We start from the raw sequence: 25,440 nt of genomic DNA, 5'->3' as shown, positions 1-25,440 counted from the left end.
CCGAGCATCCATCAGTTTCAGACCAGTTGGTCCGCAAACAGGTACCCTCGGATTTCGTGTCCGACTACGCCACCGATCTGCCAACCTCTGCGTCCACCGTCCTCGGCGGTTGGGGTCGCACAGCCCGAACTACCTCGCATGTCGTTTCGACTCCTGATGTAGAGGCGATCGCAAAGGCCGTCGCCCGCGTCGCAGACGACAACGCGGACAAGCCGTTGTACCTCCGACGTGGAGTCATCGCTCGTGGTCTGGGCCGGTCTTACGGAGACAACGCGCAGAACACCGGCGGCTTGGTCATCGACATGACCGCCTTCCGTCGAATTCACAAGATCGATGCCGAGTCCCGTCTCGTGGAGATGGACGCGGGAGTCTCTCTCGATCAGCTGATGCGCGCGGCGCTACCATTCGGTCTCTGGGTACCGGTACTCCCCGGAACACGCCAGGTAACCATCGGCGGAGCGATCGCCTGCGATATTCACGGCAAGAACCACCACACCGAGGGCAGCTTCGGAAATCATGTCCGCTCGATGGATCTGCTCACTGCTGACGGCAGTATCCGAACACTGGAGCCGCAAGGCCCGACATCCGAACTCTTCTGGGCTACCGTCGGCGGGATCGGACTGACCGGGATCATCCTGCGCGTCACCCTCGAGATGACACCGACCGAAACGGCATACTTCGTCAACGACGGCGCACTGACCGCAGGCCTGGACGAAACCGTCGCTTTTCACAGCGACGGCAGCGAAGCCGACTACACGTATTCGAGCGCCTGGTTCGATGCAGTCAGTGCGCCGCCGAAGCTCGGCCGGGCCTCGATTACGCGTGGTTCGTTGGCGACCGTCGACCAGCTTCCGCTGAAATTGCAGAAGAATCCGTTGAAATTCGATGCACCACAACTGTTCACGACACCGGATGTTTTCCCCAACGGCTTGATGAACAAGCTATCGGCGTCAGCGATCGGCGAGTTCTACTACCGCACCGGCGGCAACTACGTCGGGAAGGTGCAGAACCTGACGCAGTTCTACCATCCGCTCGACCTCATCGGTGAGTGGAACCGTGCCTACGGGTCCAAGGGATTCCTGCAATACCAGTTCGTGGTGCCCGTCGACGCGGTGGACGAATTCAAGAGCATCATCCGCGATATCCAGCGTTCGGGACACTATTCAGCTCTCAACGTCTTCAAACTTTTCGGCGAGGGAAACGCAGCGCCACTGAGCTTTCCGATGTCCGGGTGGAACGTCGCCTTCGACTTCCCGATCAAGTCCGGCCTGGGTGAGTTCGTCGCCTCCCTCGACAAACGGGTACTCGAATTCGGCGGTCGCCTCTACACCGCCAAGGACTCTCGGACTACCGCAGCAAGCTTCCACTCGATGTATCCGCGAATCGACGAGTGGATCCAGATACGCAGAAATATCGATCCGACAGGTGTTTTCGTGTCCGACATGGCCCGAAGACTCGAATTGGTCTGAGGCGCCGATCAGTCGGAGATCTCACCCAACCGACGCTCCAGGTAGGCCCGCTCCGGTTCCGTACCAACGAGTTTCAGAGCTTGTCGGTACGCGGATGCCGCTGCGTCGGTGCGCCCCAACCGAGCAAGTAGTTCGGCTCGTGCAAGGTGATACGGATGGTAGTCGGCAAGTTTGGGCTCCGCTGCCAGTTCCTCCAGCGCAGTCAGCCCGACTTCCTCGCCGTCGCGCATCGCCAACGCTACTGCCCGATTGACGGCCACGACCGGCGACGGAGTCAGCGTGAGGAGCACTCCGTAGAGAGCGCAGATCTGTGGCCAGTCGGTGCTCTCCACATCGGCGGCCTCGTCGTGCAATGCGGCGATAGCGGCCTGCACCCCGTACGGCCCCGGCGCTCCCCCGGTCAACGCGACTACGACGAGGTCGCTGCCTTCCTCGATCATCGGCTGGTCCCAGCACCCGCGATCCTGATCTTCGAGGAGGACGATCCCGCCGGCGGCGTCGGTACGGGCATCCCGACGCGCGTGGACGAGAAGCATCAATGCAAGCAACCCGGCGATCTCGCGCTCATCGGGAAGCAATGCGCGCAAGATCCTCGCCAGCCTGATCGCCTCCACCGCCAGGTCGACGCGTTGCAGATCCGGACCCGAACTCGCTGCGTACCCCTCGGTGAACACCGAGTAGATCACCTGCAGAACACCGGGCAAACGTTCCGGGAGTTCTTCGGCGCTGGGAGTGCGGAAGGGAATCCGAGCCTGACGGATTTTCTTCTTCGCGCGCACGATCCGCTGCGCCATCGTCGCCGAAGGAACGAGGAAGGCCCGAGCGACTTCGGGCGTCGTCAACCCGCCGAGGCAACGCAAGGTGAGTGCGATTCGGTCGTCCTCGGCCAGCGCTGGGTGCGAGCAGGTGAAGAACAGCTGCAACCGCTCGTCGGGAAGTTCTCCGTCGACCGTGGGCGGCGCCGGGTCGGCACGATCGGCGTCCACCTGCATCACCGCCAATCGCGCCGCATAGGCCTGATCACGACGAAGCCTGTCGACGGCTTTACGACGCGCCGTGGTCAGCAGCCAGGCGCCGGGTTTAGCCGGCACTCCGTCCACGGGCCAGTGCACCAACGCGGCCTCGACGGCTTCGGAGGTGACTTCCTCGGCCAGATCCAGATCACCGAAGCGGCGGACGAGCGAGGCCAAGAGTCGTCCGCGTTCCTCCCGGAACACTGACTCGATGGAGTTCTCGGCCTGCTCGTCCACGGCGAATCAGTCCCCGAACCCGGCCAGTGGACGCACCTCGACGCTGCCGCCGTCGCGCGCGCCGGGGCACCGCGCGGCCCAGGCCAGCGCCGCATCCAGATCAGGGACGTCGATGACGTCGTAGCCGCCGAGGATCTCACGGGTTTCAGCGAAGGGTCCGTCAGTGACGGTCTTTTCTCCGGACTGCGAGACCCGAACCGTCGTCGTGGTCGTCAGATCGGCGAGGGCATCGCCGGACACCCAGATGCCGGCATCCTTCATTTCCTTGTCGTATTGCTGCCAGTCCTCGAACGTGCACTGGGGTTCGGTGTCTCCGCCGGGTGCGGTGTAGATGAGCAACATGTACTTCATGACTGACTCCTTGGTCTGTTGTTTTTCTTGCGGCTTTCCTGCCTTACAACATGACGACGAACGGTTCTCCCCGGAATCGACAGGCGACTCGAAAAAACTTTTGGCGAGTTCGGCCGAGGCGCTGCCGTTAGGCTGAGTGTATGACCGAACGCGACCGGGACGCCGCTGGGAAACCCCTCAATTCGCGGCCCCGTGACGGACTCGGACGTCCACTGCCACGCGACGCAGCGGGCGGTGTCCCGCGCATTCCGGACGATGTACGCCTGCCACCAGACGAGTCGATCACCGAGGCGCAGCGCCTCCTCGACCACGGCATGCCTTTCCACGCACACGAGATTCTCGAAGGAACGTGGAAAAGCGCGCCGCCCGAGGAACGTGACCTGTGGCAGGGACTGGCTCAGTTGGCCGTCGGGCTCACCCATCTGCTTCGGGGCAACAACACCGGCGCCGTCTCACTACTCGGCCAGGGTCACGACCGCATCAGGCACTACGAGGTCGAGAGTCCGCACGGCCTCGATATCCCCGGTCTACTGACGTGGTCCGAACACCTGCTCGCCGAAATCGATCGCCCCGGCGATTTCCCCGCCCCTCCGATTCCGAGGTTGAGAATCCCCTGATGCCCATCTTCCCCATGTTTCCGCTCGGCTCCGCTTTGCTACCGGGTGAGGTGTTGCCCCTGAACATCTTCGAACCTCGGTATCGCGCACTGGTCGAGAACGTTCTCGAAGCTGCCGACGGCCCACTGTTCGGAGTAGTGCTCATCGCTCGTGGCCACGAGGTCGGTGGCGGCGAATCACGTCACGACGTCGGCACTCTGGCTCGGATCGAGTCTCATGTCGCCATGGGTGCCGGGCGGTATCAGTTGTATTGCCGGACCGAAGACCGCATCCGGGTCAATCGATGGCTGCCAGACGATCCCTACCCACTTGCCGAGGTCGAATTGTGGCCTGACGAGAACAACGGAACACCAGTCACTGCTTACGAATACGACTCGCTCCTCGAGCGCATCGAGTTCATGTACGGAATGTTGGGAAAGCTCGCACTTCGGGCCGGCGAACAGACTCCGCGAATGCCCGTCCCACCGGATCCCTTGGATCCGCTGGGTTCTCGGCTGTATGCCCTCGCCAGGAGCATTCCGATGGGTGACGCCGATCGCCTGGCGATTTTGACCGCGCCAGGCGCCGACGAACGTATTCGCACACTCTCGGAGGCAGTCGAGAACACCATCGAGGTCGCGCAGTTCAATCTCCTATGAGCGCAACTACGCCATCGTCTGACCCATGTCGATGACGATCTTCGTCCCGGTGACCGCGCGGGAGAGGTCCGTCGCGAGGTAGACGACGGCGTTGGAGATGTCCTCGACGGTGGTGCGCGGGACGGACGTGAGCGGCCACTTGTACGAGTTCATGTACTCCGGATGAGTAGTGAGTACCTTACCGACGTTGGGATCGTTGCCCATCTCGGTCTCCACCGCGCCAGGGTGGATGGTGTTGACTCGAATGTCGAAGCTTCCCAATTCCGTTGCAGCAGTGCGAGCCAAACCCACGAGGCCGTGCTTGGCCGCCGAGTAGTGCGCGCAGCCGGGCGCTTCGGCGACGCCGGCAGCACTGCTCACAATCACGATGGAACCACCGTTGCCGGCTTCGATCATTGCAGGAACCGCAGCTGTCATCGTGCGCCAGACACCATTGAGATTGATGTCCACCAGCGTCGACCACTGCTCTTCAGGCATCTCCCAGAAACGGTTCCACGTAGCGATGCCCGCATTGGCAATCACGACGTCGAGGCGACCGAACTTGTCGACGCCCGACGCCACCGCCGCACGCAGTGCCTCGAGGTCACGGACGTCCGCTACAGCGGTGACGATCTCGCGCCCCTCCGCTCGCACGAGACGAGCCGTTTCTTCGAGGTCGGCTTCAGTCGCGGCCGCGTAACCCACGTCTTCGGACACCGACGCGCACACGTCGACAGCGATGACGTCTGCACCTTCCTGCGCGAGTCGAATCGCGTGATTGCGTCCCTGACCCCGCGCTGCACCGGTGATGAAAACGACCTTGCCTGCCAACAGTTGTGTCATGGCCGGGACGTTAGACGCTGATGTGGCCCGCTGCCTCCGAGTTCCCGCTCGACGGGAATCAACCGTCGACGATGACGACGTGAAGATTCCTCGGACCATGGACACCTTCGACGCGCTCGAGTTCGATGTCGGAGGTCGCCGACGGGCCGCTGATCATGGTGGTGGGGCGCTCCGGTGTCAGCTTCGCAATCGCCTCCGGCACTCCCACTTCCACACTGCTGCGATACACGACGCAGATGTGTGTGTCCGGGACCAGTGTCAACGCACGGCGTCCCTGCGATGGACCGGCGTCGAGGAAGATGGTGCCGGTTTCGGCGCACGCTACCTTCGAGCCGGTGACAACGGCGTCGAGGTTCTCGAGTTCAGGAGCCGGTACGTCCGGGCTGTCCACCACCAGCGTTCCGTCGAATCCGGCTACCCATGATCGGTCGAGGCCGGCGGGGATCCCCAGAGTGTGTAGTCCGTGCTCTCTCACTATTCCGGTGACGGCCTCAGCGATTTCTGTTGCAGCGCAATGGTGAACGTGCGCCTTGTAGTCCACCAGACGGTCGACGAACAAATCGATGAGTTCCTCGTCGGACATGGTTCTGCCAGTCCGGTAGTTTCGCGGTATCTCGCCTTCGCGGGCGGGCGCCAAGGTGATGGCATCAAGAATGCGTCCGAGCACCACCTCACGTGAATTCATCTGTCCGCCTTCCCGCCACGACGAGCCTCGTCCAATGCCGCGCGGCCTTCGTCGGAGTCCCACCAGGATCGGAAGGTCTGCTTGGGCGGTGCGGGAATGTCTCTGGCAGCTGTCCAACCGTTCAATGGAGGTGGCAACGTAGAGATCTTCCCTTTCCTGCCGGCCACGACGCGTCCGAGCCCGGCAGCTTTCTGAGCCAACGTCCACCGGCCCTCGGTCGACATCGCCAGAGAGGCGGCTTTCATCGCCAAAGACTCTGCTGTGACACCGGATTGCTCGACCTTCTGGTGCCGCAATTCGACGAGCAGCGAGGGTATGTCGATCTTGACCGGGCAGGCGTCGAAGCACGCACCGCACAGACTCGAGGCAAAGGGAAGCGTCGAGTTGGGATCGTCTTTGCCATGCATGCCCGCGAGCTGCGGAGTCAGCACCGCGCCGATCGGTCCCGGATAGGTCGATCCGTAGGCGTGACCGCCGGTGCGCTCGTAGACCGGGCACACGTTCAGACACGCCGAGCACCGTATGCAGCTCAGGGCTTCCCTCCCGATCTTGTCGGCAAGCGCGGCAGTCCGACCGTTGTCGAGGAGGACCAGGTGGAACTCCTGTGGACCGTCGTCGGGCGTGACGCCGGTCCACATGGAGGTGTACGGGTTCATCCGCTCCCCCGTCGAGGACCGCGGCAGCAGTTGCAGGAAGACCTCCAGATCCTGATACGTCGGCAGAATCTTCTCGATGCCCATCACGGTGATCAGTGTTTTCGGCAGCGTCAGGCACATTCGCCCGTTGCCCTCCGACTCCACGACGGTCAGAGTGCCCGTGTCCGCGATGCCGAAATTGGCGCCGGAGACGGCGACCGGCGTCGTCATGAACTTGTGGCGCAGAAACTTTCGTGCAGCAGCGGCAAGTTCGGCCGGGTTCTCCCCGAGGTTCGGATCGACATCTGGCATCTCTCGAAGAAATATCTCGCGAATCTCGGACCTGTTGCGATGGATCGCGGGAACCAGGATGTGCGACGGTTTGTCGTGGCCGAGTTGGACGATCAATTCCGCGAGATCGGTCTCGTAGGCGGTGATTCCGTGGGCTTCGAGATGCTCGTTGAGACCGATCTCCTGCGTGGCCATCGACTTGACCTTGATGACCTCGTCGGAGCCGGTGGCTTTGACAAGTTCGGTCACAATGGCGTTGGCCTCGTTGGCATCCGCCGCCCAATGCACCTGCCCACCGCGCGCGATGACTGCAGCTTCGAACTGTTCGAGCAGTTCCGGCAACCGCGCCATGACGTCGGCCTTGATCGCCGAACCCGCATCACGCAGGTCTTCCCAATCGGGAAGCTCTCCAGTCACGTTGATGCGCTTGGCACGGATGGTGTGCGTCGCCTTGCCGATATTGCGTCGCAGTTGCGCGTTGGCCAGCTCGTGATGTGCTGCGACGGGGAATTTCTCAGTACCTCGCAGGAACCCTGCACCCTCGGGCGACCTCGGCGGGAAGCTGGGCAGACCCAGCGTCACAGCGCTCATGCGTGCACCCGGCTTTCCACCGACGCCAGAATCTCCGCGAGGTGAATGGTCTTGGCGCCCATCTGCAGTCGTGACATACCGCCGCCGATGTGCATGAGGCAGGACGAGTCTCCGGCGCTGCAGAATTCGGCGCCGGTGTCCGCAACGTGGCGAATCTTGTCCGCCAGCATGGCCGTCGAAGTCTCCGCATTCTTGATGGCGAAGGTGCCGCCGAATCCACAGCAGGAATCTGCTTCGGGGAGTTCGACCAGATCGATGTCGCGGACGTTGCGCAGCAACTGAAGTGGCTTGTCCCCTACCCTCAGCATCCGCAGTGAGTGACAGGTCGGGTGATAGGTGACCCGGTGCGGGAAGTACGCGCCCACATCGGTGACCCCGAGAACGTCCACGAGGAATTCGGAAAGCTCGTACGTCTTTGCCTTCACGGTCTGCACCTGTCCACACAGCGACGCGGTGCCGTAGCGCTCGGCGACGATCTCGTGTTGATGACGGACCGAGCCGACGCACGACCCCGATGGTGCGACAACCGCGTCGATCGACGCATCACCGAAGGTATCGGCGTAGTTCGCGACCAGCGGTAGTGCGCCCGGCTGATAGCCGGTATTGACGTGCATCTGCCCGCAGCAAGTCTGCCCGGACGGAAACACGACGTCGTGCCCGAGACGGGTGAGCAGGAGGGCGGTGGCCTTGACGGCGTCGGGAAACATCGTGTCCCCGATGCAGGTGGCGAACAGCGCTACTCGCATGTGGTTCCCCGCAATCTGTCGGTGTGGTCTGACCACAGTAATACATCCCCGGACAGGCCACCCCATAAACGGCGTCCACCCGGTTATGCTCTTGCCTCATGCCGACCGAGCCGAGCCCGCGAGCGTGGGAACAAGTACTGAGCCATCTCGAACGTCGGCTGGTTTCAGGCGAGGTGTCTCCTGGCCAGCGCCTGCCGGGAGAGAGAATTCTGGCAGCAGAGTTGGGCGTCGGACGGTCATCGGTCCGAGAAGCGTTGCGGGTCATGGAAGCACTCGGCCTCCTGAAGGCGCAGACTGGATCCGGCCCGACGTCCGGCGCGATGATCGTCGCCAAACCGACCGGCGGTATGACCATGCTGATGCGGATGCAGGTTGCAGCACAGGGCTTTCCGGTATCGGACGTAGTGAAGACACGACTCGTACTCGAATCCGAGGTGATGCAGTCCCTGGCATCGCGGACCCCGGCACCCGACCTCCGCGCGGCCGTCGAACTGCTCGACTCGATGGAGGACGCAGCTCTCTCGGCCGAGGAATTCTTGCTACTCGACGCACAGTTCCACGTGGCGCTCGCCGACGCGGCGGGCAATCAGGTGATCGCAGCCATGATGACCGGCCTGCGCGAGTCCATCGAGGCCTACGTTCTCGCGGGCGTCCAGATCGACAGCTGGCCGAGCACCTGCATGCGACTGCGTGACGAACACCGAGGATTGGTGGATGCGGTCAACGCGGGTGACGGCGAACTCGCACGTCAGCGCATAGTCGGCCACATCCGCGGTTACTACTCGGAAAGCGCGCACTCCGGCCGGTGACAGGGGGTGGTAATTGCGCCTCCAGAAGTCGTGTACTGTTGGTTTCACACCGACGCGGGGTGGAGCAGCTCGGTAGCTCGCTGGGCTCATAACCCAGAGGTCGCAGGTTCAAATCCTGTCCCCGCTACAAAGAAGAGGCCCGTAGGTTGCGAAAGCGACCTACGGGCCTTTTGCTGTGCGCCTTTATTAACCGCCGGGGGTTAATAAAGGCGCACAGCAGTGGTTCACACCACCACGTTGTGAAAATCGATCTCTGCGGCCAGCATGCCCGAGAACCACCGATCCAGGTCCTCGTCGGTGACGGACTTCGGCATGGCGTCCACTTCGCACGCCAGCACCGCCACCTGGGACACGAACGGCGGAGCGACATGCATGTCCACCCAGTCCTGCAACGCTGGTTCGCGATCTACCTTCACTGCCGCCGCCTCCCGGCACCACGACAGATACAGGGTTTCCGCGGCGTACATGCCCACCAGCGCCGCCGCCCTGCCCTCTTCGCGAGCGAGAGTCAAGGCGTGCGTCGACAGCACGGCCGACTCCTCGACCAGCGCCGCTGCGTCACCCTCGTACGGGAAGCGGGAACGCAACTGCGCGAAATACTCGCGCTGCTCGCCCACCAGGTTCGACATCGACGTCACGTGGTCGAGCGCGTCGTCGAGCGTCGGGGATTCGGCGACCACCAACCCCAACACCTTGACGGCCGTCAGTACAAATGCCTCTTCGATCACGAGGTACCGGCGGAATCCCTCATCACTCAACGTCCCGCCGATGGTGTCCTCGATGAATGGAACCGCCCGCGCGGCAGCGAGATTACTCTGCTGCCGCGCGAGCAGGTCTGAGGAGCGACTCATTCGCCGGCGACCCAACTGATCAAGCCGTCGAACAGGTCGGTGTATCCGGGCCACTGCTCACAGAACTCCGGCGGAGCCCAGTGCGGCGAGCAGTCCGAGGTGAAGACGATCGAGCGTCCGGCGCCGTATTCACCGGCAGCGACAAGCGGATCGCCGTTGATGGTGGCGGGAACCACGGCACCGTCCTTCGCGACGACGCGGTTGTATCCCAGGAGCGCCGGCCAGGAATCGCCGGCACCACCGAGAGCCGGGTGAGCAGCATCGACGACGGTGGGAACGATCCCAGCCGGTGTCTCGACGCGATCGTCTTCGGCCAGCATCGTCACGGGCAGTACCTCGGCGATCGCGGTCTGGCGGAAAGCTGCTCGCGCCTGGAACCCGGAGAACGAGAGGTAACCACCGATCATCATCAGTGAGCCGCCGGCGTTCACCCAGTCACGAAGCGCGACAAGGCGATCCTCGCCGGCGCGGAACTGGTCGAACACGCCGGGAGCCAGCTGCAGCGAGTTCGCTCCGATGTCGGAGAGAACGACGACGTCGAACTGCGACAGTGCTTCTGCGGTACCGGGGAACTGCGTCGGCACCAGGTGTGCGGGCATGTGTGTCACGTCGTGGCCACGTGAGGTGAGCGCATCCCGAAGCGGGCCGACTCCCTCGACGTAGGAATGGACACTGAACTCGTCGACGCCCTTGACGTGCGTCGACGTCGTCATCCAGCTCTCGCCGGCGATCAGTACTCGTTTACCCATGACTGCTTCTGTTTCCTTTCGCGGCCTGCTCGAAGAGCGACCTCGGGTTGTCTCGCATCAATGCGGACACTTGCTGGGGATCTACGCCTGCGCGCACCAATCGGGCGGCGAAGGCGAGTGGTACGTAGGAGAATCCGTTTCCGCCGTGCTTTCTGAGCATTGATTTGAGGAAGAGGTCGTGACTGAGCAGGAGCTGTGATGCGTGACCGGAGGTGACCAATCCGGCTACCGCAGTGGCTGTTTCCGCCGGATGCGGAGAAAGACCCTCGCCGGGGAAATCGAAAGGCATCCCGATCATGTCGAACTCGAGAAAGACACCGCGGTCGGCGAGCGATCGTTGGTAGTCGGCGTCGTGTCCGGACGGGTCCATGTGGCACAGGACCACTGCTTGCGGATCGACGCCCATCTCGTCGACCACGATGTCGACGACGTGATGTCCCACGCGCTGCCAGCCCGGAAGGTGGACGAACAGGGGCACGTCCACCTCGCGCTGGGCGATGCATGCCGCCCGCAACGCTTTCGCCTCGTTCTGAGTGAAGAGCGGGGAGACTCCGATCTCCCCGATCACGCCAGGAGCCAATTCCTTTGCCGGATCGAACTCCTCGACGAGCGAACCTGCCAGATCGTCGACACCGAGTTCGTGGACCTCGACCGGATGGGTCGTCTCGAGGTACCACCCTGAACCCATGATCACTCGCACGTCTGACTTTCGCGAGAACTCCGCCAACTTCTCCGGTGCCCGGCCCAGTCCCGGCGGTGTCAGATCGACGATCGTCCGACCACCGAGGCGGGCGAAGTCCGCAAGGTCTTCCACCACGGCCGATCCGTCGTCGACTCGACAATTGTCGAGACTGTAGTACGGATTGTCGTGAAGAAGCCAGGCATCCTCGGCGCGTACCGGACCGGCCAACCGCTGTGCCACAACCGGATCCGGGGCCTCGGTGTACGCACCGGTGACGTCGTTGTGCAGATGTTCGTGTGGGAGAACCAGTCCGAGTTCCGAGCTGTCCACAGTTCCCGTGACAGTACGAACCTTGCTCATGAGCGTGCGGGCCCCGACGGTGCGGACTGCAGGTGTCGCCACAGCGCGCTCAGCGTGTGTCCGCGCATGTTGATCCAGATGGCCAGTAGCAGAACGACACCGGTGATGATCGGCGTCAGGAACGGGCTCACGCCGAGCAGGGTCAATCCGTTGGCGATGATTCCGGTCAGGACGGCGCCGATGACGGTACCGATCACGGTGCCGCGACCGCCGAAGAGATTGGTGCCACCGAGAACCACCGCGGTGATCACGGTGAGCTCGAATCCCGTTGCGGAGTTGGCCGAACCCGAGCCCAGTCGAGCCGCGATCAGCAGTCCCGCGATGCCGGCAGCCAGGCCGGTGAAGACGAGCGTCATCATGAGCACACGACGCGTGTTGACACCGGACCGTCGTACGGATTCGACGTTGGAACCGATACCGGTGACGTAGCGCCCGAAGCGCATGCGGTTGAGCGCAATTGCTCCGATGACCACGACGACGAGAGCAATCCAGGCGCTGGCGGAGAACCCGAGGAATTCCGAAGTTCCGAGCTTCGCGAAGTAGGTGTCGGCCGGAACCGGAACGGAGAATCCTTCGGTCCGATACAGCGCGATACCGCGAATGACGGACATCGTCGCCAGGGTCACGATGAACGGCGGAATACCCTGATAGGCAGCGAGCCATCCGTTGACCAGGCCCCAGGCCGCACCCATCACCGGGGCGGCGACGAAGACCAGGGACGAATCGACGCCGGCCTGGATAAGCTCGGCACTCATCGCCGCGACGAACGCGACGATCGCACCGACGGACAGGTCGATCTGACCTGCCGTGATCACGAAAGTCATCGCCACCGCGATGATCAGAACCGGAGCGATCTGGGTTGCCAGGTTCGACAGGTTCGTGAATGTCAGGAACGACGACGTGGTCGCCGAGAAGACGGCTGCGACAGCAACTGTCACCGCCAGCATCGCGAGGGTGGGCTTGTTGACGCTGTCCCACAAGGAGGGTTTCGCGGCGAGCTTGCGCTCGATCGGCGCCTGGGTCTTCTCGAGAGTGGTCATGCCGTGGCTCCCTGTGTTGCTGCCGATGTCCGTTGCGGCACCGGAGTTCGAGTGATGAGTCCGACGAGGGACTCGATGTTGAGGTCGCCGATCGGAACGTCGTCGACACTCTGCCCCTCGTACATGACCGTGATTCGGTCACACACGCGGAACAGGTCCTGCAGGCGGTGTGTCACGAGAATGACGCCCACGCCGGCCGCTGCGACGTCCGTGATCAGCTTGAGCACCGACTCGACCTCGGCGACGGCAAGCGCTGCGGTGGGCTCGTCGAGGATCAGTACGTCTGGGCGGAAGGAGACTGCGCGGGCGATCGCGACGGTTTGCCGCTGTCCGCCGGACAGTTGCCCGATCTCCTGGTAGGTCGACTTCACCTTGACATGCAGGTCGGCAAGAATGTGAGCCGCCTTCTCGTGCATGGCATGCCGGTCGAGGAAGGGGCCTTTTCGCGGTTCTCTGCCGAGGAACAGGTTGCTGGCGACGTCCAGCGTGTCGCACAGAGCCAGATCCTGGTAGACGATTCCGATCTTTTTCTGCTGGGCGTCGAGAGGCGTCGAAAAGCGCACTGGTTCACCGTTGACGCGCATTTCGCCACCGTCGTGCTGAACCGCACCGGCGAGAATCTTCATCAGAGTGGACTTACCGGCGCCGTTGTCGCCGACCACTCCGAGTACTTCACCCTTCGCCAGCCGAAGGTCCACTCCTTGAAGGGACTTCACCGGTCCGTACGACTTGGTGATGCCCGAGAGTTCGATCAGTGGAGGTGCCATGATTACTTCTCCAAGTAGTACATGTAGTCGGCCACGTTCTCCGGGGTCACGATCTGGGTGGGAACCGGGATGTTTGCCGGAGCGCCGCGTCCGCAAGCCAGGTCGATTGCCGAATTCATTGCCTCATGGCCGAATTCGAAGGTGTTCTGCTGGACCACGCCTTTAAGCCAACCGGCTTTGAGTCCGCCTACCGCCTGATCCGAAAGATCCCAACCGACTGCTTCGATGCGATCCTGCGCCTTCTGACTGTTGACCGCCGCGACGAGACCGATCAGTGCCGGCTCACCGGTTGCGTAGACGTACTTCATGTCGCCACCGCCGGTCAGCAGGTTCTCCGCCGCGGTCTGTGCGTTCTCCTGAATGTTACGTCCGTCCACGACGGTGCCGACGGTCATTCCGCGGCCGGTCACGGTCTCCGTGAAGCCCTTCTGCCGCTCCAACTGAACAGTGCTGTTGAGCGCGCCGACGATACCGACCGTTCCGGTGTTGTTCGCGACGTCGGCCAAGGTGTTTCCGATCTTGGCACCACCCTCGGCGTTGGCCGTACCGACCTGAGTCGACAGTGCCGGATCGTCGATGGTCGCGTCCACCGCGACGACGGGGATGCCCGCGTTCTTGGCCTTGACCACCGACGGCTTGATTCCGTCCGTGTCGATTGCATCGACGATGATCGCGTCGACTCCGGCGGCGATCAGATTGTCGAAGGCGTTGGCCTGCGCGACGGAATCGTCGTTGCCGCTGATGATCTGCAGGTCGACGCCTGCCTTGTCCGCGACGTTCTTCGCGGCATTGTTGATCTGGTTGAAGTACAGCGCCTGGAGGTTGATGGTCACCAGACCGACCTTGAGCTTGCCGTTCGTCCCGTCACAGCTTTCGGCGACCCGGGTCGGCTGCGGGATGGACGAGCCCCCCGATGCGTCCTTCGAGTCACTCGACGAAGCCGAGTCACAAGCGGTGAGCGTGAGCGCGACTGCAGCTCCCAGCGCCAGAGGCAATGCACGTTTCATCATCGAGTCTCCAAAAGGGTGTGAGGGGTCAATGTTGCTGTGAAGCTGTCCAATTCATCTCGGGTGGGGCATCCGCGGGGGCCTGCGGTGGCGCAAGCCAATGCAGCCGATGCCCCGGCGAGTCGTGCGGCGTCCACCGGTGAGCGCCCGGCGTCGACAAAAGCGATGTACGTACCGCCGAAGCAATCACCGGCCCCGACGGCATCGACGACGTCGACCACTACTGCCGGTTCGCTCGTCACCTCGCCGTCCGGTGTGGCCAGTGTCCAACCTCGCGAGCCGTCGGTCACCAGCAGGTGGGTGTGGTGCTCGGCGGCCAGAGTCTGCCACTGGTCGAAACCGATCCCGAACTCGCCTTCCCACAGGGCACGCCCTACGACGACGTGGTCGGCCAGAGCGAACGCGCGCAGTGCCGCGGCTTTGTTTTCACAACCGTCCAGATCGATTACCAGACTTACGCTTCCCGGCAATCCCTCTGGCAGGAAGCCCGCACGGTATCCGTCGAGGAACAGCCGTCCACCACCGGCAGCAGCCAATCGGGTGATGACAACCCCGATTCGTTCGGCATCGTTCGGGTCGTCCTGGCTGATGATTGAGCGATCGCCGTCCTGCGCGATGAGAACAACTGCCGTCGACAGGAACGCATCTCGCGGCGACCAACTGGTGTCGACGCCGTCTGCCTCGAGGGATTCGAGAAACTCGGTGGACCGCGCGTCCGGGCCCACGGCACCGGCAAAGATCACTTGCGCGCCCATTCTGGCCGCGGATACCGCAGCATTTGCATTCATTCCACCGTCGATCTGACTGATGGCCGTTGCCTGAACGCGCTCACCGAGTACCGGTACGTGTGGGACATGTACCGTCACATCGTTGTTGGCGTATCCACAAAAGACAATCATGGTTACTTTCCTGCGGCCCGGGACAGTTCGCGGACCTTCTCGCCTGCGACCCGTCCCCACCAGCGTCCATTGTCCTTCACCGAGGATGCAACTATGGCGCCGTCGCATTCCTTCATCAGCGCTGCGACATTGGCAGCCGTGATGCCGGATCCGATGATCACGGGAAGAACGGTGTTGTCTCGGATCACGGAAACCTCGTCGACCGAAGCGGCGTCACCGGTGCGCGAACCCGTCGCGATCAGAACATCTGCGTCGAAGAACTCGGCGTCTTCGGTCTGTTCCGCGACAGTGCGGTCCGCGACAATGGCATGCGCACCGTGCTTGACGTGCACGTCAGCGAAGATCCGGACCGGGTCGGCGCCGATGCGATGGCGGAAGCGCGTCGTCTTGGCGGCCTGGCCCTCGATGAAGCCCTCATTGGCAATGTAGGCATTGGCCCACTGATTGACGCGCACAAAACTCGCGCCTGCCGCCCACGCTGCGGCCACTCCGCACTCGCCGGCGTTGGACAGGATGCTGACGCCGACGGCCTTGCCGAACTCGCCGACCACCGCTGCCGTGATGACTCCCATGCTCGCGGCGGTTTCGTATCCGTGTTCGCCGGGCTTGAGGAACGGTATGTCCCAGTGATTTTCGACGATCACCCCGTCGAAACCGTTGTCGACATACGCGTGTGCTTCCTCGACGGCGAAGCGAGCAATTTCCGAAACCGGCTGCCCGGTGTAGTGCGGGCTGCCCGGCAGGGCCGGGAGGTGAATGGCCCCGATGAGAGATGGCGTGCCGGTGAACATCTCTGCCAGCGCCGAGGGCTTGGGCGGAAAGACTCCGAGCGGTGATGCGGTCACTTCAGCTACCCCATTCCATGCGCAAGATTTGCGCTGTATGTCCATGCACAAGATCTGCACACGATGTAATCGATTGCCTTGATGAATTAGCAGGTTATGCGATCAACACCGGGTTGTGTCAAGGATTTCACAATTCGAATTTGTAAACGATTGCCTCAATCGTGTTACATGCGGGACACTGGACCGTGCGGTTCGATAACCTCGGACCCGAATCGAGCAGAAAACGGGGGACGCATGCGCAAGGCGACCATTCGCGATGTCGCGGAACTGGCCGGGGTGTCGACGGCCACCGTGTCGCGGGCACTGTCCGGCTCCCGCCCTGTCTCGGACGAGCTTGCAGCGACGATCAAACGAGCCGCGGATTCTCTCGGATACTCGGGAAACATCATCGCCAGCTCACTGCGTCGCAATCGGACGGACACTGTCGGAATGGTGGTTCCGAGTATCGCGAACCCCTTCTTCACTTCGCTGGTGGTCAACGTCGAACACGTCCTCGCTCGGCGCGGACTACAACTGTTCCTGTGCGATTCTCGTTCCGATCCCGACGTGGAAGCGCAGCGACTCAAGTCGCTCGTCTCCCGGCAAGTGGACGGAATCATCATCAGCCCGTGCCACGGCGAACTGAGTGCCGAAGCCGTCCGAGCCAGCGCGGCAACGCTTCCGGTCGTTCAACTGGACCGGTTTGCAATGGATACCCAGACGGACTGGGTCGGCGTCGACGACGACGCCGCTCAATCCCTGGTGATGGAGCATCTGTCCGAGCGTGGCGCGCAATCAGCCGCCTTCATCAGTTCCGAGCTGACCAATTCGTCAACAGAACTTCGCCGGGCCGGCTTCTTCCGCCACGCGGATCGAATGGGCATCGAAACTCGTGACGAGTGGACACAACTCGGCGAGTACTCGATCGAGTGGGGGCGCACGGCATCCAACATCATCCTGACCGGCAAAACTCGCCCCGACGCCCTGGTCTGCGCCGACGACTTGATCGCACTTGGCGTGTTGCAGACGTGTCACACATTGGGCATCGACGTTCCCGGCGACGTTCTGGTCACCGGTTTCGACAACATCCCATTCTCCGAATTGTGCAACCCGCCGTTGACCACCGTCGGGCAGCCGCAGGAAAGAATCGCGGAAGAAGCTGTGCGACTTCTGGATCAGGCGATGAACAACTCTTCCGAGTCGACAGCCCACATCGCGCTTGCTCCTGAACTGATTGTCCGTCAGTCCACCGTCGGCCAAGCGGCGGCAACCGCACCGTAAGCAGCGATCGCATCGTCCAGTTCGGAAACCTTGACGCTTTCGTTGGCCGCATGCATCAGCGAGGGAGTGCCAGGGCCCCAGATCACGACGGGAGCACCAGGGGCGGCGGCGGCCAGTACCGAAGCGTCGGTGAAGTACGAAACCGGTTCGGTTGCAACAGGGATAGGCAAGGTAGCCAACCACGGATCCGACGCGTCGGTACGCACACCTCCCAGATGAATCGACGTCTCCACCGAGTCGACTTCTGGTTGGGCTCGCCACCACGCGAGCAGGTCGGCGCCGTCTCCCACCGTGCGGTGATCGATCACCGCACGTGCACTGTCCGGCACGATGTTCGGAGCCGAACCCCCGCCGACCAAGCCGAGGTTCCAGGTTTCGGCACCCAGAAACGCGTCGGACGACAGCGGAAGCTCACGCCGGGCTCGGTCGACGACGTCAAGCAGTTTGAGGACGGCGTTGGTTCCTCGCTGCGGCGTACTCCCGTGCGCGGCTTTTCCTTTGACGGACACTTCGAGCCACAGTGCGCCGCGGTGCCCCAGGTTGATGCGATTGCCGGTCGCCTCGGGAACGATGACGGCCCCGACCTCGAGATTCGCAACGGCGTCGGCCGAACGAACAGCCCCGAGCGATCCGATTTCCTCGTCGCTCGTCAGCAACAGCGCGACCGGGACTCCACGTTCGAAAGCGTCGACAACCGCGGCAGTAGCGGCAACAAGGCCGGCCTTCATATCCGATGTCCCTCTGCCGAGGAACAATTCGCCGTCGACCTGTGCGGCGTACGGGTCGAACTCCCAGTCGGAGACAGTGCCCACTGGCACCGTGTCCACGTGGCAGGCGAACAGTAGTCTCGCGGCCGAGGGTGCAGCTTCGTTGGTGATCAAGGCCCAGGGATGATTGCCGGTCAGGTCTGACTCCACCTTCGCCTGTGGCGCACGTGAGAGAACCAACGAGACAATCGAATCCATCGCCCGCCGTTGAGGAGCGGCCTCCCCCGAGACCGTGTCGAGAGCTACCAGTTCCGAGAGAAGTCCGAGGGAATCCATGTACCTATTCTTGCACTGCCACGGATTCAGTGCGCTGCCAGCTGGGCGATGACAACGTAATTGTCGTCGGTCGACTCTCCTTCGACGACATCACAATTGGCGAGGATCAGCCGTCCCGGAACCGATTCGCGCAACTCGTGAGCGCCCAGCAGCGAACCTTTGTGCAGCGGTCCGACTGTTTCGACGTCGTACTCAAGCGTGCCGTTCGGTGTACCCAGGAGAATTCGATCGCCCGGCTCCACTACCCGGAGCGCCCGGAACGGTGCTTCGCGAGTGGTGTAGTTGTGGCCGACCACGACAACTGTTTGTGTGGTCGACGTTCCCGGCATTCCGCTTTCACCCCACCACACCGGCAGTTCGTCGACGGGATTCAGTTGCTGCCCACTCTCGCCGCCGCGCATCAGTTTCTCCGAGTGCAACGGACTGCTCAGGTACGTGACCCCGGACGCAGACCTCAACTCGATCCTCTCGGGTTCTGCCGGATCGACGGTCACCGAAGCCGGTGCAGCCGCGATATGCGACTGCACCGGCGAGCGGTCAGGTAGCGATCCCGCGTTCTCGCCCGAACATCCGGATACGAGGAGGGCGAGGATCGCTACCGCCGAGAGACCGGCGCTACGCAGACGTGTTGCCCGGGCCGTCATGACGCTTGCGACGAACAACCACCGTCGTAGCTGCTGCGGCGGCAGCGCCCACGACTCCGACGCCGATCAATACAGCCGGCAGGTTGGAGTTGCTGCTACCGCTGGTGCTGCTGCTTGCGGTGTCACCGAGAGCAAGGTCGACCGGGGGCAGGCTTCCGGCGAGCGCCGGATCGCCGTCGGCATCGGTGACGTAGTAGTCGACGACGTCGAAGGCTCCCTTGTTGTTGTAGTAGCCGACCAGCTTGACGCCGGTCTTGTTCACTACAGCGGTGGTCTCGTCGACCTTCGTGACCCCGGAGCCGTCGTCAGTGTGCTCACCGATGATCACTTCACCGCCGACGCCTGTTCCGTTGTCGATCTCCTTCTCGCCCTTTGCCTTGAGCTCGTCGACGATCTTCTGCGCTGCATCCGCTTCGGCCTTTGCGGCGGCTGCAGCGGCCTGAGCTTCCTTGGCCTTTGCTGCCGCGGCGTCGGCTGCGGCCTTCGCGTCTTCGGCGGCCAGGTAGAGATCCTGCGCCTTCTTGCTCGCCGCTTCGGCAGCTTCGGCCTTCTTGGCGGCTTCGGCAGCCTTTTCGTCGGCGATGGCTCGCTTGTCGGTGGCAGCCTCGCCCGCAGCATCGGCTTCGGCCTGGGCCGTCTCCGCGGCCTTCTGCGCAGCGTCGGCATCCTTCTGCGCGGAAGCCGCAGTAGCCGCCGCTTCATCTGCGGCCTTACGGGCGGCGGTAGCAGCTTCTACCTCGGTGGCAGCTGCGGACTCGGCTGCCTTGGCCGTGGTTTCAGCGGCGGTGGCCACCTTCTGAGTTTCCTTGACGGTGATCGCGAGCTGCTTGGCGTTCCAAGCCGCGGCCAGCGCCTGAGCCTTAGCGACGGCTGCCTTCGCGAAATCCCAGTTCTTGAAGGCTTCCTCGGCTTCCTTGTTCTTGTCCGCAACCAGCTTGGCGTTTGCATCCGCGGCAGCCTTCGCCTCATCGGCCTTGGCCTGCAGAGCATTAGCCTCGGCGCGCGCCTTTGCTGCCTCTTCGGTCTTGGGCCCCGAACCGGCGGCCTTCGCAGCCTCCTCGAGTTCCGCAGCCTTGGCTGCGGCCGCGTCGGCTTCTGCCTGAGCTGTTTTTGCTACCTCCTTGGCATCGGCCGCCGCGGACTCCGCAACCTTGGCCGCCTCTTCGGCTTCCTTGGCAGACTGTTCCGCGGCCCCGGCCTCCGCCTTGGCCTTGGTCGATTCGACCGCCGCCTTGGTTGCCTCGACGCTCGCCTGGGTCATTGCCTCGGTCGCCTTCACCGAAGTGTCTGTCGCTGCGGACGAGTCGACCCCTGCCGTCGCGGCTGCTTCGGCGGCCTTCGCTGCCGCGTCGGCAGCTGCCTTGGCTTTTGCTTCGGCTTCCGCCAGTGCTGCAGCGTCCGTACCAGCGGTTTCGGCACTGCCCGTGCCCGCGACCCCGGCTTCAACCTTCTCCGGCGTGGTCTCGGTGCTCGTCGCCGCGTCGGCGTCGGTGGTGGCAGCTGCCTCTTCCTCGGCGCAGGTCACCAGCGGATCAGCGCTCGGGGTACACACGGTTTCCGGCTCTGCCGATGCAATTCCCGTGCCGCCCACCGCCAATCCGAGAGCTAGTACGGCACCGGCGGCCGCAGAGCGGACCCTCCGAGAATGGGCGATGGACTTCTCCGACATAGCGCTCAACCTTTCGGCCTTCTTTACGAAGACGGCAATTCCGGCGTGGACAGCCTTTACTTCGTCGGCTGACTTCCAGACGTTACGACCGGTCGGTCCGAAAAATTGAGAGCTGCTGCTCTACCCGCAGGAATCAGGACCGCGGAACGCGCCCCATCAGGTAGAACTCCGGATTGGGCAGCATGCCGGAGAAACTCGCCATGCGATTGCTGAGCCCGAAGAATGCAGTGATCGCGGCGATGTCCCACGCGTCCTCGTCGCCGAAGCCGTGCACACGGAGGGCGTCGAAGTCGGCGTCGGCGATTTCGTGTGAGGCGGAGTTCACCTTGGTGGCGAAGTCGAGCATCGCGCGCTGACGATCGGAGATCTCTGCGGTGCGATAGTTGACCGCAACCTGGTCGGCAACCAACGGCTTCTTCTCGTAGATACGCAGAATTGCGCCGTGCGCGACAACGCAGTACGTACATTTGTTGGCCGCAGAGATCGTGGTGACGATCATTTCTCGATCACCCTTGGTGAGTGCGGAATCTTCCTTGAGCATGATCGCGTCGTGGTATGCGAAGAATGCCCGGAACTCGGCTGGGCGCCGAGCGAACATCAGGAAGACGTTGGGCACGAACCCCGACTTCTCCTGGATCTCGAGAATCTTGGCGGCGATGTCCTCGGGCACCTCGGTCAATTCAGCCTGCGGAAAACGGGTGCTCACTGTGCCTCCTGGTCAACCATCGATGTTCGATTCAAGATAATGATGATTAACTGAGTTGTCCAGATGCATTTCCTGCCCTACTTTTTCGGGCACGGATAGTCGGGTACGGCCCAAGTGATCTGCGTAGCGTGAAACCCGTGAACAGGAAGACACGATGATCGACGGACTGAACCGCGCGCTCGACTACATCGAAAGCAATCTGAGCGGCGAGATCGAGACAGCCGAGATGGCAAGGCTGGCAACCACCTCGGAGTATCACTTTCGGAGGATGTTCTCGGCCCTGGCCGGCATTCCCGTATCCGAATACATCCGTCGACGTCGACTCACCCTGGCTGGTGCCGAGTTGTCCGTCAGCAGATCAGGAGTGTTGGAGACCGCCGTGAAGTACGGCTACTCGTCCGCGGAGGCCTTCACACGAGCGTTCACCGCATTTCACGGCGTGAGCCCCGGCGCGGTCACACGCGCTCCCGCCGTTCTCAAATCCCAACAGAAACTTGTCATTCACGTGACACTGGAAGGAGCCACACCGATGGACTACATGCTTGTGGACAAACCTGCCCTGACGGTAGTCGGGTTCAAGACCCGGGTTCCATTGGTTCACGAAGGTCCCAATTCTGCGATCGAAGATTTCACCCGCTCCGTGGACAAGGTTGCGTTGCGAGGGTTGCGCGAGCTCTCCGATCAGGACCCGGCGGGAATCGTCAGTGTCGTCGACAATTTGGCGCATCCCAGAACCGAAGGCACAGAACTGGATTACTACCTGGGAGTGGTCACCGGCAAACCTTCACCCACGGGTTTCGATGTGCTGACGGTCGACGCACACACGTGGGCCGTCTTCACCGCCGACGGGTCGGAAATCGAATCTGTGCAGTATTTGTGGCGAGATATCTACACGGAATGGTTCCCTGCCAACCCTTTTCGCTCCGTACCTGGTCCCGAGATCATGCGTACCGAATACAACGACGATTTCACCGTCGCACGGTTCGAGCTCTGGATTCCGGTCGAGAGCGAGCTGAACGACGTCGGGGCGTAAAACAGCCGCCAGGTCGGATGGAAGTCACGACCCGGCGGCTGAGCCATCAGATGAAACAGACTGTCAAAGAATCAGTTTCGCTCCGGTAGCAGCAACCACGTCCTCGACGCTGATGCCCGGCGCCGTCTCCACCAGGCGGAGACCGTCGTCAGTCACGTCGATCACGGCCATGTCGGTGATGATTCGCTGGACGCAGCCCTTACCGGTCAGCGGAAGCGAGCACTCCTCGACGATCTTGTGCTCACCCTTCTTCGAGACGTGCTCCATCATCACGATGACGCGCTTTGCGCCGTGGACCAGATCCATCGCGCCGCCCATGCCTTTGACCATGTGGCCGGGGATCATCCAGTTCGCGAGGTCTCCGGTGGCACTGACCTGCATGGCACCGAGCACGGCAACGTCGACCTGGCCGCCGCGGATCATGCCGAACGACGCTGAGGAGTCGAAGAACGACGCACCGGGGAGAACGGTGATGGTCTCCTTGCCCGCATTGATCAGCTCGGGATCGAGTTCGTCCTCGGTCGGGTACGGCCCCACGCCCAGAACGCCGTTCTCCGAGTGCAATACAACGGTGATATCGGTCGGGAGGTAGTTCGGAACCAGCGTCGGCATACCGATGCCGAGGTTCACGTACTGCCCGTCCTCGAGTTCGCGCGCGACGCGGGCCGCCATCTCTTCGCGGGTGAGTTTGGTGGGTAGTACAGAAGTCATGCTCGTACCGTCCGATTCTCGATGCCGACCGTCACGGGGCCGACGTGGACAACACGCTGAACGTGAATGCCCGGCGTGTGGATCTCGGCGGGGTCGAGCTCACCCGGCTCTACGAGGTGCTCGACCTGCGCAATGGTGATGCGCCCCGACGTTGCTGCAGCCGGATTGAAGTTCTGGGTACTCGCGCGGTAGACGAGGTTGCCGTGCCGGTCACCTTTCCAGGCATGGACCAGTGCATAGTCGGCGACGATGCCGCGCTCCATCACGTAGGTGACGCCGTCGAAGTCACGAGTTTCCTTGGGCGGACTGGCAACTGCGATGCCGCCGTTACCGTCGTAACGCAGTGGCAGGCCGCCGTCGGCGACCTGGGTGCCGACGCCGGCCGGGGTGAAGAACGCGGGGATGCCCGCTCCCCCGGCGCGCATGCGCTCGGCGAGCGTGCCCTGCGGCGTGAGTTCGACTTCCAGCTCACCGGAAAGGTACTGACGCGCGAACTCCTTGTTGGAGCCGACGTACGAGCTGACAGTACGACGGATACGCCCCTTCTCAAGAAGCACTCCGAGCCCGAACCCGTCGGTGCCGCAGTTGTTGCTCACCGTTTCGAGTGATGTCGCGCCCTGCTCGAGGAGCGCATCGATGAGGATTTCCGGCACTCCGACGAGCCCGAAACCTCCAACAGCGATCGTGACGCCGTCCGGCACGTCGGCGACGGCCTCGGCAGCAGTGGGAATGACTTTGTCCATCATGTCGATCACAGTAGCGCGACCCGTACGTATTGTGAACCCCCGTCCGCATAACGAACATTTTTCGCCCCCGGCATTGCCTGGGTCACATCTACGAACTATTCTGTTCGCAGAGCGCAACACATGTACACATTGCGAACAACTTCACGTAACCGAACGACGAGGTTCCCTATGCTGCATCTACCGCCGAGGTACCAGCGGCCGACTGGCGTCAACGCCCCGGCCGATTTCGCGGACTACAAGACGACTTCCCTTCGCCACCCGAAGCAGCCGCTGAAGCTGCTCCCCCAGCGGCTCACGGAGCTCACCGGGCCGGTATTCGGCGAGGATCGCGTCGGCGCCGGCGAAAACGACCTGACCATTGCCAACGGCGGCGAAGCACAGGGACAGCGCATCGTCGTTCACGGCCGCGTACTCGACGGCGACGGAAAACCCGTCCCCCACACACTGCTCGAGGTATGGCAGGCCAACGCAGGTGGACGCTACCGCCACACCGGCGACAACTGGCCCGCGCCGCTGGATCCGTTCTTCAACGGCCTGGGTCGCTGCGTCACCGACGCGAACGGCCACTACAGCTTCACCACGATCAAGCCGGGCGCCTACCCGTGGATGAACCACGACAACGCCTGGCGACCGGCCCACATCCATTTCTCGCTGTTCGGCACGGCATTCACGCAGCGCCTCGTGACGCAGATGTACTTCCCCGACGATCCGATGTTCTTCCAGGACCCGATCTACAACGCGGTACCCGAAGCAGCACGTCACCGCATGGTCAGCGTCTTCGACTACGACGCCACAGTCCCCAACTGGGCTCTCGGGTTCCGCTTCGACATCGTCCTGCGCGGCCGTAACGCCTCCGTATTCGAGAACGAGGAAGACCACGATGACTGATCACACCGCGAAGCCCGCACCCACTTATCCGGTCGTCCCCGGCGACTTCACCACCGCCCCCTTCGGTGTCACGCCCTCTCAGACCGTCGGGCCGTACTGGCACATCGGCCTCCCCTGGACGGACGGCCCCGACGCCGCTCCCGCCGATGCCCCCGGACGAATCACGCTGGCCATCACGGTGATCGACGGCGCCCGTACACCCGTCGCCGACGCGATGATCGAAACATGGCAGGCCGATACGCTCGGACGCTTCAACCATCCGGACGATCCCCGTGGCGCAGTGGAGCTCACTCCGGCTGGTTTTCGCGGATTCGCCCGCAGCGCAGCGGATCCCACGGGCACTGCATTGGTCCACACTGTCAAGCCCGGTGCGCAGCCCACTGAAACGGATGCGGACGAGGCCCCACACGTGAACGTGTCGGTCTTCGCTCGCGGCATGCTCGACCGCCTGGTCACCCGCTTGTACTTCCCCGAAGACGCCGACGCACACGCAACAGATCCGGTGCTGTCCTCACTGAGCGAAACCGAACGCGCGAAGCTGGTTGCAACCAAGGTCGACGGTGGGTACTCCTGGACGGTCTATGTTCAGGACGAGGACGCGAACGGCGTCGAGACGCCCTTCTTCGAGCTGTAAGA

General features: G+C 62.8%; 28 protein-coding genes and 1 tRNA gene. 9 read left to right on the top strand and 20 right to left on the bottom strand.

Annotated features, from left to right (window positions below; translation table 11 throughout):
• Positions 1–56: 56 nt before the first annotated feature.
• Entirely contained in the window at positions 57–1,469 is a 1,413-nt protein-coding gene (locus ATN37_RS25345) for an FAD-binding oxidoreductase (RefSeq protein WP_218695755.1), read from the top strand.
• Between the two features lie 8 nt (positions 1,470–1,477).
• Here the strand turns inward: ATN37_RS25345 and ATN37_RS25340 are convergent, their stop codons facing one another.
• Complete coding sequence (locus ATN37_RS25340) at positions 1,478–2,719, bottom strand: RNA polymerase sigma factor (RefSeq protein WP_003940594.1); 1,242 nt, start codon at positions 2,717–2,719, stop codon at positions 1,478–1,480.
• A gap of 6 nt (positions 2,720–2,725) precedes the next feature.
• Positions 2,726–3,070 carry a YciI family protein gene (locus ATN37_RS25335; RefSeq protein WP_007730031.1) on the bottom strand — a complete coding sequence of 115 codons (345 nt, stop codon included), beginning with the start codon at positions 3,068–3,070 and terminating at the stop codon, positions 2,726–2,728.
• A gap of 140 nt (positions 3,071–3,210) precedes the next feature.
• On the opposite strand from ATN37_RS25335, the gene ATN37_RS25330 reads away from it, so the two are divergent.
• Together ATN37_RS25330 and ATN37_RS25325 are read left to right on the top strand one after the other, a co-directional pair.
• A complete protein-coding gene (locus ATN37_RS25330; RefSeq protein WP_003940372.1) occupies positions 3,211–3,687 on the top strand; it encodes a DUF309 domain-containing protein in 477 nt (158 codons plus the stop codon).
• Positions 3,687–4,325, top strand: a complete 639-nt coding sequence (locus ATN37_RS25325) for an LON peptidase substrate-binding domain-containing protein (protein ID WP_003940076.1) — start codon at positions 3,687–3,689, stop codon at positions 4,323–4,325. The genes ATN37_RS25330 and ATN37_RS25325 overlap by 1 nt, the downstream gene beginning before the upstream one ends.
• 6 nt (positions 4,326–4,331) lie before the next feature.
• Here ATN37_RS25325 and ATN37_RS25320 read toward each other — a convergent pair whose 3' ends face one another.
• Genes ATN37_RS25320 through ATN37_RS25305 form a run of 4 tightly spaced genes read right to left on the bottom strand, consistent with a single transcriptional unit; the run spans position 4,332 to position 8,095 of the window.
• Complete coding sequence (locus ATN37_RS25320; RefSeq protein WP_007730029.1) at positions 4,332–5,147, bottom strand: mycofactocin-coupled SDR family oxidoreductase; 816 nt, start codon at positions 5,145–5,147, stop codon at positions 4,332–4,334.
• 58 nt (positions 5,148–5,205) lie between these two features.
• The gene (locus ATN37_RS25315; RefSeq protein ID WP_218695754.1) at positions 5,206–5,832 is read right to left on the bottom strand and encodes an LUD domain-containing protein; all 627 of its coding nucleotides are present in this window, start codon (positions 5,830–5,832) and stop codon (positions 5,206–5,208) included.
• On the bottom strand, positions 5,829–7,349 hold the full coding sequence (locus ATN37_RS25310) for a LutB/LldF family L-lactate oxidation iron-sulfur protein (RefSeq protein ID WP_218695753.1): 1,521 nt from the start codon (positions 7,347–7,349) through the stop codon (positions 5,829–5,831). The genes ATN37_RS25315 and ATN37_RS25310 overlap by 4 nt, the downstream gene beginning before the upstream one ends.
• Positions 7,346–8,095, bottom strand: a complete 750-nt coding sequence (locus ATN37_RS25305; RefSeq protein WP_003940529.1) for a (Fe-S)-binding protein — start codon at positions 8,093–8,095, stop codon at positions 7,346–7,348. Before ATN37_RS25305 ends, ATN37_RS25310 begins: the two co-directional genes overlap by 4 nt.
• A gap of 98 nt (positions 8,096–8,193) precedes the next feature.
• Between ATN37_RS25305 and ATN37_RS25300 the strand changes: the two genes are divergently transcribed.
• Together ATN37_RS25300 and ATN37_RS25295 are read left to right on the top strand one after the other, a co-directional pair.
• Positions 8,194–8,904 (top strand): FadR/GntR family transcriptional regulator, encoded by a 711-nt coding sequence (locus ATN37_RS25300; protein ID WP_054831226.1) that lies wholly within the window; start codon positions 8,194–8,196, stop codon positions 8,902–8,904.
• A 53-nt stretch (positions 8,905–8,957) separates the two neighbouring features.
• Positions 8,958–9,031 (top strand) — tRNA-Met (locus tag ATN37_RS25295).
• 97 nt (positions 9,032–9,128) lie between these two features.
• On the opposite strand, the gene ATN37_RS25290 is transcribed toward ATN37_RS25295, so the two are convergent.
• Genes ATN37_RS25290 through ATN37_RS25255 form a run of 8 tightly spaced genes read right to left on the bottom strand, consistent with a single transcriptional unit; the run spans position 9,129 to position 16,104 of the window.
• A complete protein-coding gene (locus ATN37_RS25290) occupies positions 9,129–9,755 on the bottom strand; it encodes a TenA family protein (protein ID WP_218695752.1) in 627 nt (208 codons plus the stop codon).
• Complete coding sequence (locus ATN37_RS25285) at positions 9,752–10,504, bottom strand: glutamine amidotransferase (RefSeq protein ID WP_003939869.1); 753 nt, start codon at positions 10,502–10,504, stop codon at positions 9,752–9,754. The genes ATN37_RS25290 and ATN37_RS25285 overlap by 4 nt, the downstream gene beginning before the upstream one ends.
• Positions 10,497–11,588 carry a phosphotriesterase gene (locus ATN37_RS25280; RefSeq protein ID WP_007730025.1) on the bottom strand — a complete coding sequence of 364 codons (1,092 nt, stop codon included), beginning with the start codon at positions 11,586–11,588 and terminating at the stop codon, positions 10,497–10,499. The genes ATN37_RS25285 and ATN37_RS25280 overlap by 8 nt, the downstream gene beginning before the upstream one ends.
• Positions 11,543–12,586, bottom strand: a complete 1,044-nt coding sequence (locus ATN37_RS25275) for an ABC transporter permease (RefSeq protein WP_007730024.1) — start codon at positions 12,584–12,586, stop codon at positions 11,543–11,545. Before ATN37_RS25275 ends, ATN37_RS25280 begins: the two co-directional genes overlap by 46 nt.
• Entirely contained in the window at positions 12,583–13,353 is a 771-nt protein-coding gene (locus ATN37_RS25270) for an ATP-binding cassette domain-containing protein (protein WP_003939830.1), read from the bottom strand. Before ATN37_RS25270 ends, ATN37_RS25275 begins: the two co-directional genes overlap by 4 nt.
• 2 nt (positions 13,354–13,355) lie before the next feature.
• Positions 13,356–14,363, bottom strand: coding sequence for a substrate-binding domain-containing protein (locus ATN37_RS25265; RefSeq protein ID WP_019745494.1), 1,008 nt, complete (start codon positions 14,361–14,363; stop codon positions 13,356–13,358).
• On the bottom strand, positions 14,360–15,259 hold the full coding sequence (locus ATN37_RS25260; RefSeq protein ID WP_165638957.1) for a carbohydrate kinase family protein: 900 nt from the start codon (positions 15,257–15,259) through the stop codon (positions 14,360–14,362). The genes ATN37_RS25265 and ATN37_RS25260 overlap by 4 nt, the downstream gene beginning before the upstream one ends.
• A gap of 2 nt (positions 15,260–15,261) precedes the next feature.
• Complete coding sequence (locus ATN37_RS25255; RefSeq protein WP_003940276.1) at positions 15,262–16,104, bottom strand: BtpA/SgcQ family protein; 843 nt, start codon at positions 16,102–16,104, stop codon at positions 15,262–15,264.
• A gap of 234 nt (positions 16,105–16,338) precedes the next feature.
• Between ATN37_RS25255 and ATN37_RS25250 the strand changes: the two genes are divergently transcribed.
• Positions 16,339–17,364, top strand: a complete 1,026-nt coding sequence (locus ATN37_RS25250) for a LacI family DNA-binding transcriptional regulator (RefSeq protein ID WP_003939717.1) — start codon at positions 16,339–16,341, stop codon at positions 17,362–17,364.
• Here ATN37_RS25250 and ATN37_RS25245 read toward each other — a convergent pair.
• From ATN37_RS25245 to ATN37_RS25230, 4 genes are all read right to left on the bottom strand, one after another.
• A complete protein-coding gene (locus tag ATN37_RS25245; RefSeq protein ID WP_054828142.1) occupies positions 17,325–18,407 on the bottom strand; it encodes a M20/M25/M40 family metallo-hydrolase in 1,083 nt (360 codons plus the stop codon). The genes ATN37_RS25250 and ATN37_RS25245 overlap by 40 nt on opposite strands.
• Positions 18,408–18,433: 26 nt before the next feature.
• Positions 18,434–19,051, bottom strand: coding sequence for a sortase domain-bontaining protein (locus ATN37_RS25240; RefSeq protein WP_007730021.1), 618 nt, complete (start codon positions 19,049–19,051; stop codon positions 18,434–18,436).
• On the bottom strand, positions 19,023–20,720 hold the full coding sequence (locus ATN37_RS25235; protein WP_081558474.1) for a hypothetical protein: 1,698 nt from the start codon (positions 20,718–20,720) through the stop codon (positions 19,023–19,025). Before ATN37_RS25235 ends, ATN37_RS25240 begins: the two co-directional genes overlap by 29 nt.
• A 133-nt stretch (positions 20,721–20,853) precedes the next feature.
• Positions 20,854–21,426, bottom strand: coding sequence for a peroxidase-related enzyme (locus tag ATN37_RS25230; protein WP_003940498.1), 573 nt, complete (start codon positions 21,424–21,426; stop codon positions 20,854–20,856).
• A 154-nt stretch (positions 21,427–21,580) separates the two neighbouring features.
• Here ATN37_RS25230 and ATN37_RS25225 point away from each other — a divergent pair, with 154 nt between their 5' ends.
• Complete coding sequence (locus ATN37_RS25225) at positions 21,581–22,459, top strand: AraC family transcriptional regulator (protein ID WP_063315728.1); 879 nt, start codon at positions 21,581–21,583, stop codon at positions 22,457–22,459.
• 63 nt (positions 22,460–22,522) lie between these two features.
• On the opposite strand, the gene ATN37_RS25220 is transcribed toward ATN37_RS25225, so the two are convergent.
• Together ATN37_RS25220 and ATN37_RS25215 are read right to left on the bottom strand one after the other, a co-directional pair.
• Complete coding sequence (locus ATN37_RS25220) at positions 22,523–23,170, bottom strand: CoA transferase subunit B (protein ID WP_007730017.1); 648 nt, start codon at positions 23,168–23,170, stop codon at positions 22,523–22,525.
• Positions 23,167–23,913 carry a CoA transferase subunit A gene (locus tag ATN37_RS25215; protein WP_007730016.1) on the bottom strand — a complete coding sequence of 249 codons (747 nt, stop codon included), beginning with the start codon at positions 23,911–23,913 and terminating at the stop codon, positions 23,167–23,169. Before ATN37_RS25215 ends, ATN37_RS25220 begins: the two co-directional genes overlap by 4 nt.
• Before the next feature lie 171 nt (positions 23,914–24,084).
• On the opposite strand from ATN37_RS25215, the gene pcaH reads away from it, so the two are divergent.
• Both pcaH and pcaG read left to right on the top strand, forming a co-directional pair.
• Positions 24,085–24,804, top strand: coding sequence for a protocatechuate 3,4-dioxygenase subunit beta (gene pcaH / locus ATN37_RS25210; RefSeq protein ID WP_007730015.1), 720 nt, complete (start codon positions 24,085–24,087; stop codon positions 24,802–24,804).
• Complete coding sequence (pcaG, locus tag ATN37_RS25205) at positions 24,797–25,438, top strand: protocatechuate 3,4-dioxygenase subunit alpha (RefSeq protein WP_042446987.1); 642 nt, start codon at positions 24,797–24,799, stop codon at positions 25,436–25,438. Before pcaH ends, pcaG begins: the two co-directional genes overlap by 8 nt.
• Positions 25,439–25,440: the final 2 nt, after the last annotated feature.

Origin of the sequence: Rhodococcus sp. MH15, from assembly GCF_019266045.1 — a bacterium.
In the GTDB taxonomy this organism is placed as follows: Bacteria; Actinomycetota; Actinomycetes; order Mycobacteriales; family Mycobacteriaceae; genus Rhodococcus_F; species Rhodococcus_F qingshengii.
The sequence above is the reverse complement of the archived record's forward strand: the minus strand, read 5'-3'. Positions and strand labels throughout refer to the sequence as shown.